The organism is Pseudomonas putida, assembly GCF_050990305.1.
Lineage (GTDB): Bacteria > Pseudomonadota > Gammaproteobacteria > Pseudomonadales > Pseudomonadaceae > Aquipseudomonas > Aquipseudomonas putida_AH.
The window spans coordinates 3244154-3261360 of record NZ_CP158817.1 but is presented as its reverse complement, the minus strand read 5'-3'; the positions used below and the strand labels follow the sequence as shown (position 1 = coordinate 3261360).

Annotated in this window: 17 protein-coding genes and 1 pseudogene; all 18 read right to left on the bottom strand. The window is 57.8% G+C overall.

Going from position 1 to position 17207, the window contains the following annotated elements:
• Positions 1–25: 25 nt before the first annotated feature.
• Positions 26–466, bottom strand: a pseudogene (locus tag ABTV22_RS14685) (4-hydroxy-2-oxovalerate aldolase); the annotation flags it as partial.
• A 162-nt stretch (positions 467–628) separates the two neighbouring features.
• Entirely contained in the window at positions 629–2071 is a 1443-nt protein-coding gene (gene gabD / locus ABTV22_RS14680) for an NADP-dependent succinate-semialdehyde dehydrogenase (protein WP_433741204.1), read from the bottom strand.
• Positions 2072–2111: 40 nt separating this feature from the next.
• Positions 2112–3755, bottom strand: a complete 1644-nt coding sequence (locus tag ABTV22_RS14675; RefSeq protein WP_007938271.1) for an acetolactate synthase large subunit — start codon at positions 3753–3755, stop codon at positions 2112–2114.
• Between the two features lie 173 nt (positions 3756–3928).
• The gene (gene dmpG / locus ABTV22_RS14670; RefSeq protein ID WP_008018097.1) at positions 3929–4948 is read right to left on the bottom strand and encodes a 4-hydroxy-2-oxovalerate aldolase; all 1020 of its coding nucleotides are present in this window, start codon (positions 4946–4948) and stop codon (positions 3929–3931) included.
• Positions 4949–4958: 10 nt separating this feature from the next.
• Positions 4959–5897 (bottom strand): acetaldehyde dehydrogenase (acetylating), encoded by a 939-nt coding sequence (locus ABTV22_RS14665; RefSeq protein WP_007971595.1) that lies wholly within the window; start codon positions 5895–5897, stop codon positions 4959–4961.
• 35 nt (positions 5898–5932) lie between these two features.
• The gene (locus ABTV22_RS14660) at positions 5933–6133 is read right to left on the bottom strand and encodes a 2-hydroxymuconate tautomerase family protein (RefSeq protein ID WP_008055305.1); all 201 of its coding nucleotides are present in this window, start codon (positions 6131–6133) and stop codon (positions 5933–5935) included.
• 16 nt (positions 6134–6149) lie between these two features.
• A complete protein-coding gene (dmpH, locus tag ABTV22_RS14655) occupies positions 6150–6953 on the bottom strand; it encodes a 2-oxo-3-hexenedioate decarboxylase (protein WP_007987885.1) in 804 nt (267 codons plus the stop codon).
• An 11-nt stretch (positions 6954–6964) separates the two neighbouring features.
• A complete protein-coding gene (gene dmpE, locus ABTV22_RS14650) occupies positions 6965–7747 on the bottom strand; it encodes a 2-oxopent-4-enoate hydratase (RefSeq protein WP_007987883.1) in 783 nt (260 codons plus the stop codon).
• Between the two features lie 10 nt (positions 7748–7757).
• Entirely contained in the window at positions 7758–9218 is a 1461-nt protein-coding gene (locus tag ABTV22_RS14645; RefSeq protein WP_008055308.1) for a 2-hydroxymuconic semialdehyde dehydrogenase, read from the bottom strand.
• A gap of 18 nt (positions 9219–9236) precedes the next feature.
• The gene (locus tag ABTV22_RS14640; RefSeq protein ID WP_433741200.1) at positions 9237–9941 is read right to left on the bottom strand and encodes a class II aldolase/adducin family protein; all 705 of its coding nucleotides are present in this window, start codon (positions 9939–9941) and stop codon (positions 9237–9239) included.
• Complete coding sequence (locus ABTV22_RS14635; RefSeq protein WP_433741198.1) at positions 9938–10801, bottom strand: VOC family protein; 864 nt, start codon at positions 10799–10801, stop codon at positions 9938–9940. Before ABTV22_RS14635 ends, ABTV22_RS14640 begins: the two co-directional genes overlap by 4 nt.
• Before the next feature lie 192 nt (positions 10802–10993).
• Complete coding sequence (locus tag ABTV22_RS14630) at positions 10994–12229, bottom strand: MFS transporter (protein WP_433741196.1); 1236 nt, start codon at positions 12227–12229, stop codon at positions 10994–10996.
• Positions 12230–12315: 86 nt separating this feature from the next.
• Entirely contained in the window at positions 12316–13263 is a 948-nt protein-coding gene (locus tag ABTV22_RS14625) for a SphA family protein (protein WP_433741195.1), read from the bottom strand.
• 184 nt (positions 13264–13447) lie between these two features.
• Positions 13448–14401: a fumarylacetoacetate hydrolase family protein gene (locus tag ABTV22_RS14620; protein WP_008055313.1), complete on the bottom strand. Its 954-nt coding sequence runs from the start codon at positions 14399–14401 to the stop codon at positions 13448–13450.
• 10 nt (positions 14402–14411) lie between these two features.
• Positions 14412–14789, bottom strand: coding sequence for a YciI family protein (locus ABTV22_RS14615; protein ID WP_433741192.1), 378 nt, complete (start codon positions 14787–14789; stop codon positions 14412–14414).
• Complete coding sequence (locus tag ABTV22_RS14610) at positions 14782–15714, bottom strand: VOC family protein (protein ID WP_433741191.1); 933 nt, start codon at positions 15712–15714, stop codon at positions 14782–14784. The genes ABTV22_RS14615 and ABTV22_RS14610 overlap by 8 nt, the downstream gene beginning before the upstream one ends.
• A gap of 15 nt (positions 15715–15729) precedes the next feature.
• Positions 15730–16044, bottom strand: a complete 315-nt coding sequence (locus ABTV22_RS14605) for an NIPSNAP family protein (RefSeq protein WP_007938251.1) — start codon at positions 16042–16044, stop codon at positions 15730–15732.
• Positions 16038–16955, bottom strand: a complete 918-nt coding sequence (locus ABTV22_RS14600; RefSeq protein WP_433741189.1) for an NAD(P)-dependent oxidoreductase — start codon at positions 16953–16955, stop codon at positions 16038–16040. The genes ABTV22_RS14605 and ABTV22_RS14600 overlap by 7 nt, the downstream gene beginning before the upstream one ends.
• Positions 16956–17207: the final 252 nt, after the last annotated feature.

The window sequence follows — 17207 nt, the reverse complement described above, 5'->3', positions numbered from 1 at the left end:
AAAGACTGTTGCGCTGTTGCACCAATCAGCGGCGGGTCAAATCCAGCGCCACATCGACGATCATGTCCCCTTGCCCACAGACCATTTTTCGCCGACTCAATTCGACCAGGATGTCGACTGTACGAAACCCGTAGCGCTGGGCAGCCGCTTCGGCATGGCGAAGGAAGCTGAGTAAACTCCGGCACAACCCAGTGCCAGCGTTTCGCGATCAACGCGCACTGGACGGTCCTGTAGGGACGGATGATGTCATTGGCGGCATCCATCAGGGTGTACAGACCGGTGCTATGGTTTCAGCCCAGGCGCTCGGCTGCGGCGATGAACACCTCCAATGGTGTGTTGCCTGCACCGGCCCCCATTCCAGCCAGACTGGCGTCAGCGTGATCACAACCCTGACCACCGCGACGATGGAGTTGGCAACGCCCAAGCTCAGGTTGTGGTGGGCATGGATACCCGTCTTCGCATGGGGGGCGTGGTTCAAGGATTAAGCGGCGCGGAAGCAACTGCGACAGCATGCGATGATCGACTGCTACAGCGTTCCCGGCCACAAAGGATAGGTCCGTTTGGAGCGGCGCAAAGGGACAGCGCTCTCGTGCCCTTTGCGCTTGAAGCAATGCCTTTACCGCGGAGCTTAGATGCCCAGGCAGAGGTATTTGATTTCCAGGTAATCTTCGATGCCGTACTTGGAGCCTTCACGGCCCAGGCCCGAAGCCTTGATGCCGCCGAATGGCGCGACTTCGTTGGAGATCAACCCGGTGTTGACGCCGACCATGCCGTATTCCAGGGCTTCCGCCACGCGGAATACACGGCCCAGGTCACGAGCGTAGAAGTACGAGGCCAGACCGAACTCGGTGTCGTTGGACATCGCGATCACTTCGGCTTCGTCTTTGAAGCGGAACAGTGGGGCCAATGGACCGAAGGTTTCCTCCTTGGCCACGGCAGCGTTTTTCGGCACGTTGGTCAGGATGGTCGGCTCGAAGAAGTTGCCTTCGATGGAGTTGCCGCCGGACAGCACGGTGGCGCCTTTGGAAACGGCGTCAGCGATGTGTTCCTGAACCTTGGCCACGGCTTTCTCGTCGATCAGCGGACCGGTGGTGGTGCCTGCTTCCAGACCGTTACCGATCTTGAGCTTGGCCACGGCCACTTTCAGCTTCTCGGCGAACGCGTCGTAGACCGAATCCTGAATGTACAGACGGTTCGCGCAGACGCAGGTCTGGCCGTTGTTGCGGTATTTGGAAATGATCGCGCCTTCGACGGCCTTATCCAGGTCCGCGTCGTCGAACACGATGAACGGCGCGTTGCCGCCCAATTCCAGGGACACTTTCTTGATGTCCTTGGCGCATTCCGACATCAGTTGACGACCGATTTCGGTCGAACCGGTGAAGGACAGTTTGCGCACGATCGGGTTGCTGGTCAGCTCGCTGCCGATGTCGCCGGCGCTGCCGGAAACAACGCTGAACACACCGGCAGGAATGCCGGCACGCTGGGCCAGTTCGGCCAAAGCGAAAGCCGAGAACGGCGTTTGCGAAGCAGGCTTGAGCACCATGGTGCAACCGGCGGCCAGTGCCGGGCCGGCTTTACGGGTGATCATCGCGGCCGGGAAGTTCCACGGGGTGATTGCAGCGGTCACGCCGATAGGCTGCTTGATCACGATCAGGCGCTTGTCAGGCTGGTGGCCAGGAATCACGTCACCGTAGATGCGCTTGGCTTCTTCGGCGAACCACTCGATGAAGGAAGCGGCGTAAACGATTTCACCCTTGGCTTCAGCCAATGGCTTGCCTTGCTCCAGGGTCATCAGGCGAGCCAGGTCATCCTGGTTCTCGATCATCAGTTCAAACCAGCGACGCAGCTTGCCCGCACGTTCTTTGGCGGTCAGTGCACGCCAGGCCGGCAGCGCTTTGTCAGCGGCTTCGATGGCACGGCGGGTTTCAGCAGCGCCCATCTTCGGCACGGTGCCCAGAATTTCGCCCGTTGCCGGGTTGTTGACCTTGATCGTCTGACCATTGTCCGCATCAACCCAAGCGCCATCGATGAAGGCTTGCTGGCGGAACAACTGAGTGTCTTTAAGCTGCATGACGTTTCCTTTTCTGAATGAGGGGTTGGCGAGCGTTGGCTTAAACCAAAGCGCTACGTCTTTTCAGCTCATGGTTCAGAATGAAATCGTTCTCGGAATAATCCACCGGGCAATCGATAACGTGCACACCCGGCTCACTGATGCAGCGCTGCAGTAGCGGCAAGAAGCCTTCGGCGCTTTCCACCCGGTGGCCCTTGGCACCATAGCTTCGCGCATACATGACGAAATCCGGGTTGCCGTAGTCCAGCCCAAAATCAGTGAACCCCATGTTGGACTGCTTCCAACGGATCATGCCGTAGCCATCATCGCGTAGGATGATGACCGTCAGGTTCATCTTCAAACGTACGGCGGTTTCCAGCTCCTGGCTATTCATCATGAAGCCGCCGTCACCGCACACAGCTACCACAGGACGATCCGGATAGACCAAATGTGAAGCCATCGCCGAAGGCAGGCCCGCACCCATCGTTGCCAAGGCATTGTCTAACAGTACGGTGTTGGGTTTATGTGCCTTGTAGTTGCGCGCGAACCAGATTTTGTAGATGCCGTTATCCAGAGCCACGATGCCTTCGGAGGGCATGGCACGACGCACGTCGGCGACAAAGCGCTGCGGGTAGATCGGGAAACGGTTGTCGTCCGCGCCCTCGATCACTTGGGCCTCGTTGGATTCACGGATCGTCATAAGGCGGGTGAAGTCCCAGTGTGAAGTGTCATTCAAGGACTCGCCGATCTGCCAAACAGCATTGGCGATATCGCCGATCACTTCGACCTGTGGGAAGTACACCGGATCGACCTCGGCGGAGCGGAAGTTGATGTGGATGACTTCGGTGCCGCCACGGACCATGAAAAATGGCGGTTTCTCAATCACGTCGTGGCCAATGTTTACGATCAGATCAGCTGCCTCGACGGCACGGTGCACGAAGTCGCCGGAAGACAGTGCGGCATTGCCAAGGAAGCGTGGATGACGCTCATCTACCACGCCTTTGCCCATCTGAGTAGTGACAAAAGGGATGCCGGTCTTGTCGATCAGTTGCTTGAGTACCTTGGCAGTCATCTTGCGATTGGCGCCGGCACCAATCACGAGAATTGGGCTACGGGCTGTCTGCAATTTCTCGACAGCGGCCTCGATGGCCTTGTGTTCGGCCAGTGGGCGACGATGCAGGCTCGGAGGAATTGGCCGGCTTTCGGTCTGCTCCGCGGCGATGTCCTCGGGAAGTTCAAGATGAACCGCTCCGGGCTTTTCTTCCTCAGCAAGGCGGAAAGCTTCACGCACACGCGAGGGAATGTTGTCAGCGGACGCCAACTGGTGGGTGTACTTGGTCAGCGGTTGCATCATCCCAACAACATCAAGAATCTGGAAACGGCCCTGCTTGGACTTTTTGATTGGCTTCTGCCCGGTAATCATGAGCATTGGCATTCCACCCAAGTAGGCATAGGCGCCAGCAGTGACCAGGTTCGTAGCGCCAGGGCCAAGGGTCGATAAGCTGACTCCCGTTTTTCCGGTTAACCGGCCATAGGTTGCCGCCATGAAACCAGCCGATTGTTCATGTCGAGTGAGAACGAGCCGGATGTTGGAGCGCCTGAGTGATTCAAGTAAATCCAGGTTCTCTTCACCAGGAATCCCGAACACGAACTCTACGCCCTCATTCTCGAGGCACTGCACTACGACGTCTGAAGCCTTGAGCATTTCACTCTCCTCTAAAATCATGTATCCGCGCTTGAGGTGCAACCTTGGACAATTCGCTTACGATGGATATTCAGAAACCAAAACACTGCACTTGCCAGCAAAGCGACGTGGGCTTCGACCGGCAGGTGCAGTAAAACTGGAATTCCTTAGTGTTATGCGGACGCGTGGATAACTCAACGTCGTGTCAGGTCCAGTGCCACATCGACGATCATGTCCTCCTGCCCACCGACCATTTTTCGCCGCCCCAATTCGACCAGGATGTCGACGGTACGCAACCCGTAGCGCTGGGCCGCTGCTTCGGCATGACGCAGGAAGCTGGAGTAAACGCCTGCATAACCCAGCGCCAGCGTCTCGCGATCTACGCGCACCGGACGGTCCTGCAGCGGACGGATGATGTCATCGGCGGCATCCATCAAGGTGTAGAGGTCGGTGCCATGATTCCAGCCCAGTCGCTCGGCGGCAGCGATGAACACCTCCAATGGCGCGTTGCCCGCCCCCGCCCCCATGCCAGCCAGGCTGGCGTCAATGCGGTCACAGCCCTCTTCCACCGCGACGATGGAGTTGGCCACGCCCAGGCTTAAGTTGTGGTGCGCGTGCATGCCGGTTTCGGTTTCCGGCTTGAGCACCGCCTTGAACGCCCGGAAACGCTCGCGGATGTCCTGCATGTTCATCGCCCCACCGGAGTCGGCCATGTACACGCAGGTCGCGCCGTAGCTCTCCATCAACTTGGCTTGGGCAGCCAACTGCTCGGCCGGAATCATGTGGCTCATCATCAAGAAACCGACGGTGTCCATGCCCAGCTCGCGGGCATATTCGATGTGCTGTTTCGACACATCGGCCTCGGTGCAATGAGTGGCGATGCGCACCACCCGGGCACCGGCGTTGTAGGCTGCTTTCAAGTCATGCACGGTGCCGATGCCGGGCAACAACAAGGTAGTGATCTTGGCGTGGCTGATCACATCGGCGGCGGCTTCGATCCATTCCAGGTCGGTGTGGGCGGCGAAGCCGTAGTTGAAGCTCGACCCTTGCAGGCCATCACCGTGCGCCACTTCGATCGAATCGACCTTGGCTTTGTCCAAGGCGCGGGCGATGTCCTGCACGTTTTGAAGCGAATACTGGTGACGAATCGCGTGGCTGCCGTCGCGCAGGGTTACGTCGGAGATGTAAATTTTTTTGCCGGGATTGAAAGTCATGACGGTCTCCTCAGGCGTTGAGCATTGACTGCGCCATACGCTCGGCGGTGGCCAAGGCAGCGGAAGTCATGATGTCGAGGTTGCCGGCATAGGCTGGCAGGTAGTGGGCGGCGCCTTCGACTTCAAGGAACACTGAGGTCTTGAGGCCGGAGAACTTGCCAAGACCCGGTATGTTCAGTGGTGCGTCTTCGGGGATGACGTCGAACTGGACTTTTTGCTTGAGGCGATAGCCCGGCACATAGGCCTGTACGGCGGCCGCCATCTCTTCGATGGAGGCCTCGACCAGTGTCTGATCAGCGGCTTCGGACAGCACAAACACCGTGTCACGCATCATCAGCGGCGGTTCGGCCGGGTTCATCACGATGATCGCCTTGCCCTTGGCTGCGCCGCCGATCGCTTCGATAGCCTTGGAGGTGGTTTCGGTGAATTCGTCGATGTTGGCACGAGTGCCGGGACCCGCGGACTTGCTGGCGATCGAGGCGACGATTTCGGCGTAGTGCACCTTGGCCACGCGTGATACCGCTGCAACCATGGGGATGGTCGCCTGCCCACCGCAAGTGACCATGTTGACGTTGAGTTGGCCGAGATTCTGTTCCAGATTGACCACCGGCACGCAATACGGGCCGATGGCTGCAGGTGTCAGGTCGATCAGACGGATACCGGGTTTGATCGAACGCAGGAAGGCGTCGTTCTTCACGTGGGCGCCGGCCGAGGTGGCATCGAAGACGAAATCGATGTCCTTGAATTCGTCCATGCGGGTCAGGCCTTCAACACCTTCATGAGTCACCGCCACGCCCAAGCGTTGGGCGCGGGCCAAACCATCAGAAGTCGGGTCGATGCCGACCATAGCGGCCATTTTCAGGTGCTTGCCGTGACGCAAAATCTTGATCATCAGGTCAGTGCCGATGTTGCCCGAGCCGATGATGGCGACGCTTATTGGATTGCTCATTGTTATTGTGTCCTGTCGTTGCACACAGCCTGGGATCAGGCGTTACCACGCCGGCGTTCGGCAAGGGTCTTGCCACCCGCAGCCCACTGGGTTTCGGGAATCTCTTGAAGCAGCACACGGACGCTATCTACGGGCACATCGAGGCTTTGCGCGATGGCCTGGGTGACATTGACCAACAGCGCATGCTTCTTCTCTTCACTGCGTCCTTCGGCGAGGTGGATCATGGCGATAGGCATGGTCGATAGCTCCGGATCAACGCTGGCTGGACGAAGTGAAGCGCATGGAGACGCTGCCCAAATGCTGGTAGCGGACGGTGATGTTGTCCCCGGCAGCAACGGCAATGGCCTCGGTGATGCCGCCGGTCATGATGAAGCAGCCCGCCGGCAGTTCACGCCCCTTGGCACCGAGCATGTTGGCCAGCATGGCGACGCTCTGCGCCGGGTGCCCGAGCACTGCGGCGCCGGCACCGGTGGCGACTACTTCGCCGTTCTTTTCCAGCACCACACCCAGGCATTTAAGGTCAATGCCCTGCACGCCACTCATTTGTCCGCCGGTGACGAAGCGTGCCGAAGAGGTGTTGTCGGCAATGACGCTCTTGAGATCGAAGCGGAAATTCTCGTAGCGCGAGTCGATCACTTCAACTGCCGGCAAAATAAAATCTGTAGCCGCCAATACGTCGCCAACATGCACGCCCGGTCCCTTGAGTGGATGCTTAAGGACAAAGGCGATCTCGGCCTCGACCTTGGGATGGATCAACCCGTCAACATCGATAGCCGCGCCGTCCAGGCAAGAGCCGTAGTCCGTAAGGAACCCGTGGATCGGGTCAGTGACCCCCATTTGCTTCATTTTTGCGAAAGACGTCAGGCCCATTTTCAGGCCGGCGATACGTACACCGCGTGACTCTTTGCGTTGGCGAATGGTGTCCTGAATGGCGTAGGCGTCTTCCCAGTCCATGTCCGGGTGGGCGTCGGTAATCTTGGCCACCGCCTCGCGGTTGAGCTCGGCGTTTTCCAGGTGTTCGGCCAGTTGGGCGATAGTGCTTGCAGAGAGATTCATAAAGGATTCCTTCAAACGAAACGAACAGAAGCTGAGCCGATACCGCCCAGGCTGATGCGCAATTGATCACCGGCCTTGACCGGTACCATGGCCGCCAGTGAACCAGAGAGAATGACTTCGCCCTTATTCAGGCCAATGCCAAGTTCACCGAGTTTGTTAGCCAGCCAGGCCACGGCATTCGCCGGATGGCCGAGGGCCGCAGCACCGGCGCCGGTGGCAACCACTTCACCGTTCTTTTCCAGGGTCATGCCGACACAGGCCAGGTCAACGTCACGCGGGGACACGCCCTGCCCGCCCAGGACGAAAGCCCCGGCGGAGGCGTTGTCGGCGACGGTGTCCTGGATGCGGATCTTCCAGTCACGGATGCGCGAATCGACGATCTCGAAGCACGGCATCACATAGTCAGTAGCCCGTAAAACATCAGCCACGGTGATACCGGGGCCATGCAGGTCTTCCTTAAGCACGAACGCGATTTCGCCTTCGGCTTTGGGTGCGATCAAACCGTCGATGGCGATGGCGGCGCCGTCGGCATAGAGCATGTCCGAGAGCAGATGACCGAAGTCCGGTTGATCGACGCCGAGCATGTCCATCACTACTTTGCTGGTGACGCCGATCTTTTTTCCGATGACCCGCTGGCCGTCGTCAAGGCGTCGCTGGATCATCGCCAGCTGTACCTCGTAGGCCTGCTCCAGGGTCATGTCCGGGTAGGTGTCGGTCAGTGGCGCCAGAGCCTGGCCGTTGCTGAGGGCCTGGTGCAGTTGCTGACCGAGTACGTGGATCTCTTGTTTATTCATGAATGGCTCCTTACAGCCGCACGCAGACGTTGCGCAGTTCGGTGTAGAACTCAAGCGAATGCACGCCCCCCTCACGGCCGATACCCGACTGTTTGGCACCGCCGAAAGCGGTACGCAGGTCGCGCAGAAACCACGAGTTGATCCAGCAAACACCCACGTCCAGTGCACTGCCCAGACGATGAGCGACCTGCAGGTTGCTAGTCCACACGCTGGCAGCCAGGCCATAGGGTGTGTCGTTAGCCAGGCGGACGACTTCTTCTTCGGTATCAAAGGGGGCGATGTGGCAAACCGGACCGAAAATTTCCTCGCGTACCACGGCCGAGGTTTCGGCAAGGCCGGTCCAGATCGTCGGCTCGAACCAGGCGCCTTCGGCCAGGTGCTCCGGTACCTGCGCAATGCCACCGCCGTGGACCACGGTTGCACCATCGGCGACAGCCTGACGGCAGTAAGAGAGAATTTTTTCGCGGTGACCGAGCGAGATGACCGGCCCCATGGTGCTGTCGTGCTGGTTCGGATCACCCACTTTGATGCCTTCGGCGTGGGCCTTGAACGCAGCGACAAAACGCTCGAACAGCGGACGTTGCACGTAGATGCGCTCGGTCCCCAGGCAGACCTGGCCACTGTTCTCGAACACGGCGCGCCCCAATCCTTTGACGGCTTTTTCCAGGTCCGCATCGGCGAAAACAATACCGGCGTTCTTGCCGCCCAGTTCCAGCGATACCGGGCGGATACCCTTGGCTGCGGCCTTCATGATGATCTCGCCCGTGCCCGTTTCACCGGTGAAGGTGACACCATTGACCTCAGGGTGAGCGGTGAGGAAGGCACCGGCCGAGTCCCCGCCGAAACCATGCACCACGTTGTACACACCCGGTGGCACGCCGGCTTCATTCATGACTTCGGCGAGCAGAGTGGCGGTGGCCGGAGTCTCTTCGGAGGGTTTGACCACGACAGTATTGCCACAGGCCAGGGCCGGCCCAACCTTCCAGGTCATCAGCAACAGCGGCAGATTCCAGGGACAAACAACAGCGATGACGCCACGTGGTGCTCGCACGCTGTAGTTCACCGCCTTGCCACCGTCAGGGGTGTCCATCACGAAGCTTTCAGTCGGCACATTCTTGATCAGGTCGGCGAACACCTTGAAGTTGGCCGCCCCACGAGGAATGTCCAAGTGCCCGGCGAGTGCGCGGGGTTTGCCGGTGTCGGCCACTTCCGCAGCCACAAACTCTTCATGGCGACGTTCGATGCCCTCCGCCACTTTGTGCAACAAGGCCGTTCGCTGGGCGACAGTCATGCTGCCCCAAGGGCCTTTCAATGCTGCTTGCGCAGCTCGCACGGCGGCGTCGACCTCAGCCTTGCCGGCCTCGTGCACCAAGCCGATCAGGCTGTTATCGGCTGGGTTGCGGTTTTCGAAGGTACGGGTGCTACTCACCCATTCACCATTGATGAAATGGCGGAATTCTTTAGCAGGCATAAGGTGTTCCTTCTTTTTCTAGTTGGCTGGAGCGCTGGCTTCGGGATCACCCGCCGTCAGGTATTCCCACATACGTTCGTAAATTCGGCCGCTGGTGACAGCCCGTCGCGCGCAGGCCTGTGGGTCGAGTACCGGCCCTTGGGTGGCAAGACCTGCGCTGTGCAGTTGCAACTCAATCCGCGCGGCGTCTTCCAGATACCAGGTCAGCGTCAACGCTTCGATCAGTGACGCGCCAACGACGATGGCGCCGTTGCCACGCATGACCAGCGCATTCCCCTGCCCTAATTGATTGGCCAAGGCGCTGGCTTGCTCGTCGCTGCGCAGCAGTTGCGGGTCGTCCCACAGCGGGATTGGCTGCTGAAAGTAGCTGCCCATACCATGGCGCGGTTGAGGTGTGAGCCTTGCGCATGACAGGGTCATGACCTGGGCAGGCATGCTTCGGATCACGGCGTGGACGTCTGGGCGCCGACGATATATTTGCTGGTGGATACGAACCTCACCCAGCACGCCGTCGGGCAACTCACCTTTGACCGGTACCACGATTCCTGGCTCGCCCGGCTGGATCAAACCCATCGGTTGCGCGGCGCAGACCAGAAAGTGCTCCTCATCCAGACGCAGGCTGCAGTGCCCGTAGGCATGCACCAGACCCGCACGGGCCAAAGCGCGCGCAGCCACGCGCACCTGCGACTGCTCCTCGCGGCCGGGTAATGGCAAGCGACTCACGATTTGAACTCCGGAATGTCTGGCTTCGCACCCCATGCGCAGAATCCCGCACCCTCCGCCGGAAACTGCCGAGGTTGGTGGGTTGCATCATTTTCTGGAGAGATCAGGCTGACCCCTGTCGAGTATTCGTATGTCATGCCGTCAGGTCCCTCGAAATAAAGGAACATCGCGCCCGAGGTGGGGTGGCGGCCCGGACCAAAGAGGATGCGTATGCCCCGCTCAACCAGGAAGTAATAGGCACGCATCAAGTCATCGACGGACTCCACCTGGTGGTTGATGTGTTGCACGCCGGGATGGGACGAAGGGAACAAGGCGATCTTGTGATGGATTTCGTCGATACGCAGCAGTGGCGCCTCGCCAATTCGGTCACTAACCCTGGCGTTTGCCAGCTGAGTCCAGAACAGTTCATCACGCCGGGCATTCATGGTGCGCAAGCCAATGTGGCTGAAACCGGTGATGCCGGCATCGCGACTAGGGAAATAGCGTCGCCCGCTTGCCTGGGGACGCAAGACCAGCTCGATGTTGTTGCCGCTGGGATCCTTGAAGCGAATGAAGTCGTCTACATAGCGCACTTCAGCGTCTGCACGCGCCCCATGCTGCACGCTGTATTCATTACGCTCGAGCAAGACTGCCGCGTCCTCGAGGTCTTGGGCAGTCCTTACTTCGAATGCCGTCGTGGTTTCTTGCGGGTCACCCTCGTAGTAGCAAAGCGTATGGTCGCGACTGTCCGATCGGAAGTAGACCGCACCATTGGCTTCGCGGGCGATCTGCAATCCGAGAACCTGGGTGGCGTAGCGACGTGCCTCGTCCAGATTCGCGGTTCCCAGCCGAACGTATCGAATGTCATGCAAGTTGATCATGAGGGATGTCCTCTTATTTATAGTTGTCTGGGACTCATCTTCCCGTCACCCCATAGATAAAAGAAGCAAATATTAGTTATTCGCACTATCTGATATCGTTATACAGATACCGACATCAAACTCCGATTTTCAAACGCAAAAAAAAGCCCCGTATCAGTAGATACGGGGCGGCATTAGCACCAACGAATCAGGTCACCCAATAGCCTCCTTAGCAATGTCTGAATTGACCGTCTGCGTACTCACTTCGCCCACTGTTTTGTTCCTTGGCATGGAGATTACAAACAATGCGGAGATGACGTAGAACCCGGCGCACACCATCAGTCCCGCCGCCAGGCTATAAAAGCTGGCAATGCCACTGAGCAGTACGGGGGCAAAAGCCGCCAGGCCTCGGCCCACGTTGAAACAGAAGCCCGCCCCAAGCGTTCGCACCCGGATGGGGTACATCTCGCTGAAGTAAGAGCCGAATAACCCGGCGAATACCATGAAAAATGCGTATCCCGCCCCTATCCAGATCAGCGATTGGGTCTGGGTGGTATAGACATAGACCAGCGCCATCATGGATGTCAGCAATAGCGATATGACAATCGTAAGCCGCTTGCCAATGCGATCGGCGATGAAGCCGAATACGTTCAGGCCACAGAAATTCCCGAGATGCAGTACAGCCATAAAGCTGGTCATCGACGCCAGACTCAAGCCTCGGTCCTGTATCAGGTAGGTGGGCAGCCACGTGCTGACGCCCCACGAACCAAGCAACGCAAAGCTGGCTGCAAGAGACCCCAGCAGGGTGTAACGAAGTAACTCAGGCGAAAAAATCTCCTTGACCGATATCCGCTGCGCAGCAGTGCCCTGAGTAACGCGTTGAGCTTTCCAGGCCGACGATTCCGGAATCAGAAAATACACATAAATAATCGGCAGTATCACCGAGGCGCCGGACACGAAAAACATCAAACGCCATTCCGGCAGCATGAACTTTGCCGCCAGGGCAGCGGCGATGGCGCCAACCGGGAAGGCACTGATCACGAAGGATATGGCCCTGGCGCGCTGCTTGGGCGGCCACGTTTCAACGATATAAGCCGAGAGGATTGTCCATACCCCACCGAGCCCAAGACCCGAGATAAACCTCAGGCCCATCAGTACGTAGAGATCATGGGCGAATGCAAAGACGCACGTCAGTGCACCGAAGATCGCCAGCGATGCAATCAGTGCCTTGCGCCGGCCGAAGTTGTCGGAGTACCAGCCTGTGGCAACTCCGCTGACACCAATACCCAACAATGTAGCGCTAGCCAGCGCACCCACCTCGTGGAGGCTGAAACCCAGGTCCTGGCGGATAACGGGCAGTGCGAGCGTTAGCAGAATGATCTCCATTGCATCAAAAAGGTACGCAATGAATCCACCGATCAGTACGTGCCACTTAGATATTCCAGTCATGGTTTCACCTGATTTTAATTATTGGACAGTGATATTCGTTCGATGGGCCGCCACGTTCTTATGACTTCCCATCAAGGACGCGACGTTCAGAACCGGTAAACAGCCTGCAGCCAGATGCGATCACCTTCAGCTCGGTTCTCTACCATCGTCTCGTGCTGCCATTTCATGACAAACCCGATTGCCGGGGTCTGGTATTTGATCGCGGGGCCTATAGCGGCGACCTGACCACGGTTACCATCCAAGTAGGTCTGGCCATTCTTTTCATCGTCGCTGAGCTGCTTGTACAAGTAGCCGTTCACGCCTACCTGCCATTCGCGGGTGATGTTGTAGCCGATGTTGTAGTCGGCGTTGAACTCACGGCCAGAGCGATAGTTGGTTTCGGAGTTCTCGCCATTGATCATGTAGATGAGCTTGGCGCTGACCTCCAGATTCTCCAGCGGATAGGCGGTAAAGGAATACCAGGGCCCGTAAGCCCACGTGTTTCGACCGGGGTTGAAAAGGCGGTCCTTGTCATAGGACCCGGTGGGCGCAAACACATCCAGACCGAGTAACTGGTGGTACCGCGGAGAGCTCCACCCCAATACAAAAGGAACTACCGTCAGATCGCCAACACCTTCTTGACGGTCGCTGCGATGAACCCGACCGGCAGGCGTATCGACATCAAAACTGATGTCACCCTTGATCAAGGGCAAGGCAAGGCGGCTGGCCAGTTTGGCTCCCAATATCGTGAAATCCTGATAGACATAATCCACTCGAATCGACAGTGCCTGAACATTAAGGTCGAAGTTGTGGATGCCTTGTTTCTTGTCGCCATCGCCGTCAAGCGTCTTGTTCGCACTGTAGTCGGACAAGTAAAAGAACTCGGTAAAGCCTGGCGGTGGCATCTTTCCCGCGCCGACCGTATTCACACCCAGTGGATATGAACTGCCGCCGCCCTCTGTTGCCTGGGCCAGCGGAACGCAAAGAAGGCCGAGGCAGAGGGTACAAATCCAGGCGCTTGTCGCGCGCAGAGCATTTGATCTTGGTGTGCTCATCTCATGTACCATTGTTATTTTTGTATGACGGAGGAGAGTTTTTTTGCAGCTATCAGTGCTGGCGTTACTGAAAGGCGACTGGCAAATTTCAGGCGCAGCGAAGCACACCGTCATTTGTCAGGACGCTGCAAACAGTTGAGTTTTTCAACGGCCGGGCATTGATTGCCCGGCCCTCAGCAAGGTGTTACCGAATAGTGGTTTCCAGCTCGCCGAGCCCTTCGATGCAGACTTTCAGTACATCGCCGCGGTCCAGGAATGTGTGGCTTTCCATGCCCACGCCCGCCGGTGTTCCCGTCAACAGAACATCACCGGGAAACAGATCGATGGTCTGGCTCAGATAGGAAATCTGCTCTGCAATGCCATACATATGGTTGCGGGTGTTGGAATCCTGTACCCACACACCATTCCTCGACAGCTTGATATCCAGGTTCTCAGGATCTTTGACAAATTGTGCCGGCGTCAGGTACGGGCCCAGCGGGCAAGAACCCGTGAAGCATTTGTGGCCAATCCAGTCGAAGCGAAACGGCGAGCTGGGGTCGACTTGCTCGCGACGCAGTCGATCACGTGCGGACAGGTCATTGGCGCAGGTGTAACCCGCCACATAGTCGAGCGCCTCTTCAATGGAGACACGCGATGCTCGCTTGCCAATCACCACCGCCAACTCGGCTTCCCAATCGAGCATGCGGACACCTGCCGGAAAGTCTACCGCTTGCTTGTGTGCGACCAGACTGCCGCGGCCAGGCTTGATGAAATGCCAGGGAGCAATGCCCTCGCTGCGCGGATCCAGCGACAATTTCATGTTGAACGCACGGGCCATGGCTTCGACATGGTCTCGATAGTTTGCTCCCGCGCAATAGATCGTGCCTGGACGTTCCAGAAAAGGAGCAAAGTGCAATGTGGCAAGATCAAGCCGTTGCGATTCATAGAGCGCTGGCGCTTCAAACACTGCCATTGCAAGCTTTTGCAGCTGTGGATTGGACGTCTCCCAGCGCTCGAGCAATGCATCGACGGAAACTGCCGGCAATTCAAGGCCGGTCTTGGCCACAAGCTGACCAAGATCATAGGCGTATTCGCCAACCAGCAGGCCGGTAGCGTTTGACTGGACATCCGTCCGATAGGTGAAAAGCTGATACTTCATGGGGCCACCATCACAGGAGCGAAAAACGTTGATTGGAAAAGCTGACGTGGAGCGTGAGGCCGCCTTCCATGAGCAGCCACTTGCGCACATCCACGTCATAAACGCCGTGGGCGATAAAGGGATCTGACTGGACGATGCGCAGTGCTTCGGCATGATCCGCCGCACGCAAAATGCTCATACCCCCCAGCTCACCGGGAAGGGTCTGATCCGAGACAAAGGGCCCGGAAGCGAACAACTCGCCGCGTTGCTGCGAGAGAATCGCCCACTTCAAGTGGGCGTCCAGCAGCTCTGGTACGCGGGTCAGGTCCCGTGGTGTACGCATGACCACGAACAGCGGCTTGTTCAACATCCCTGCCAACAGTTCCTTGGTCGTAGAGCTATCACTCATCACGCACTGCCTCGAAATTCTGAATGAACGTTTCAGGAGGTGGATTGGTTGCCCACACGGCGATCAGGTCTGGTGGTGCCCCGTCGATAGCCAGCCATTCGCTGTCATCTTCGGGAATGACATCGATGTCCCAGAAGTATTCGACCATGCTGTCCCAAGGGTCGCGGATGTAATGAAAGTAGTTGGAGCCGGCCACATGTCGTCCCAGGCCAAAAGCGCTTTCGTAGCCCAGGCTCATCAGGTGTTGAGCACCCAATTCGATCTCATCAATACCCATCACCTCAAAACTGAGATGATGCAGTCCGCTATGACTGCTCTTGGCCAGGCCCAGTACATGGTGATCACCGCCACAGCCACACCGCAGAAAGGCGATCTTGTCTCCCGCGCGATCTGAGACTTTCATCCCTAGTACCCGGGTATAGAAATCAATCGAACGATCCACATCGGGTGTAAATTTGATCAAGTGGCCCAAGCGCAACGGTGTTGCTCGACGCAACTTAGAGGCTGGTGTACACCCGCGCTGACCTATGCGGCGGTAACGGCCCGGGGTGTTCAACTCTGGCGTCGGCAAAGGAGCTACCGGCATGGAATCTGCGTCGGTGACGTGAACCCAATCGCCGGACGGGTCACGAAACCACACTCCGTCTTGCCCGATATCAAACGGTGCCGGATGGATGACCACACCGTGGTAGCTGAGGTTTTCTCGAATAGTCTGCAGGCCCTCAGCATCGGTACCAAACGAGATATAACTCAGGTGCTTTGTGTTACCGGGCATCAGTCGGACTTGATCCTGGGCGCGCCCCTTACAGCGCAACACCAAATGATCACCGGCCATGCGGGCTTCAAGCCCGACAGCTTCGTAGAAGGAGCGACCTACTTCCAGATCCGGAACAGTCACGCCTACGTGTTGTAGTGAACGAATCATCTTGGACGCTCCTTTTTAACGAATAGGGGAAAAGGGTGCGGCGCTCAACAGTTCCACCTGCTGGGCAACCACCAGATGGCCGTTCTTGCCAAGGAACGTACGCCACCTTGGATCACTGGACAGCGCCGCGCGGCGTTGGGCACGGTCCTCGTAGCTGGAATATCCCCACAACTGAATGACCCGATTGATGTCCCCCGTTTCCGGCTTGAAATAACCGATCAGGTTGCCCAGTGCCTCGCCCTGAAGTGGGAGTCCCTCCTCCTCGTAAGCACGTAGGAATTCGTGCAAGGCGCCAGGCTTGAGTTGATAGGTACGTTGTTCAATCAGCATGTTGTTTTCTCTTTTTTGGAAGGTGCCTGGGAGTCGGCTTTGGAGTCGGCTTCGATAAACTTGATCACTGCCGAGATATCTTCTTCACCGATGCCTTCTTCAATAGCCCTTAGAAAATAGGGCTTGGCGGCATTGAACAAAGGCGCGGCGCTACCGAGTTCCTCGGACAGCTCACTGGCCATGTCGATGTACTTTTCCAGCGTGGCAAAAGGTCCTGGTGCCGGCAGGAAATGACGATCAGCCATCATCGGTGCTCTTGCGCTGAACATCGTTGAACCACCCGCGCTTTGGCGAATCACCTCAACCACCTGCTGTGCGCTGAACCCCGCGTTCACGCCAAGGTTTAGCGCCTCAGCTGCGGCCAAGGTGTGAATAGTCACCAGATAGTTGGCGATCAATTTCATCGCGACTGCGCACCCAAACCCACCGATGTGGAACTGGATGTCGGCGATCGCATCGAGCACTGGCTTGCAGTGCTCCACCAAGTCAGGATCACCACCCAGAAACAAGGAAGCCTTGCGTTGGGAAACCATTGATGGAGTACCACTGACCTCCGCTTCCAACACCCGCGCACCACGTTGCTCGATACGCTGAGCCATTCGTTGCTTGAAGGCTTTGTGATAGGTGCCGATCTCGATGAGCGTGTGCTGCGGCCCTATGGACTGAAGCAGGCCATCAGGCCCCTCCATGATTTCCATGTGGGCCACTTCGCTGGGCAGGCAAGTGAGGATGAAGTTTGATTGCGCCGCTACGGCGGCAGGGCTTTCGAGCGCGATGCCGCCTTGACGAATGAAGGCCTCGCGATCTCGACGTCGGTAACCGACAACGCGAAATCCGGCCGCAAGCAGGTTGGTTGCGATAGGAAGGCCAAGCTGGCCGATTCCCACCATACCGATGGTTATCACAGGCATTTTTCGCCTCTCTTGTTGTTGTTCTTTTATGCAAAGCTTGAAGCTCGGCTAGGCGCTAACCTAGGCGCAGCCGGGTTCTGGAGCAAACAGCCCAGGTTATGAATAAGTAGAAGCTAGCGTTATACAAAGGTGACGAAGCGCGCTGGATGGCTCAGGTTAAAGACTGAGAGGCGATGCTGAATGCGTGAAGTCGGGAGTCGGGAGCGGATCTGAGGCTATTGATGATTTGTCATGACGACCCAGCATTGAAAA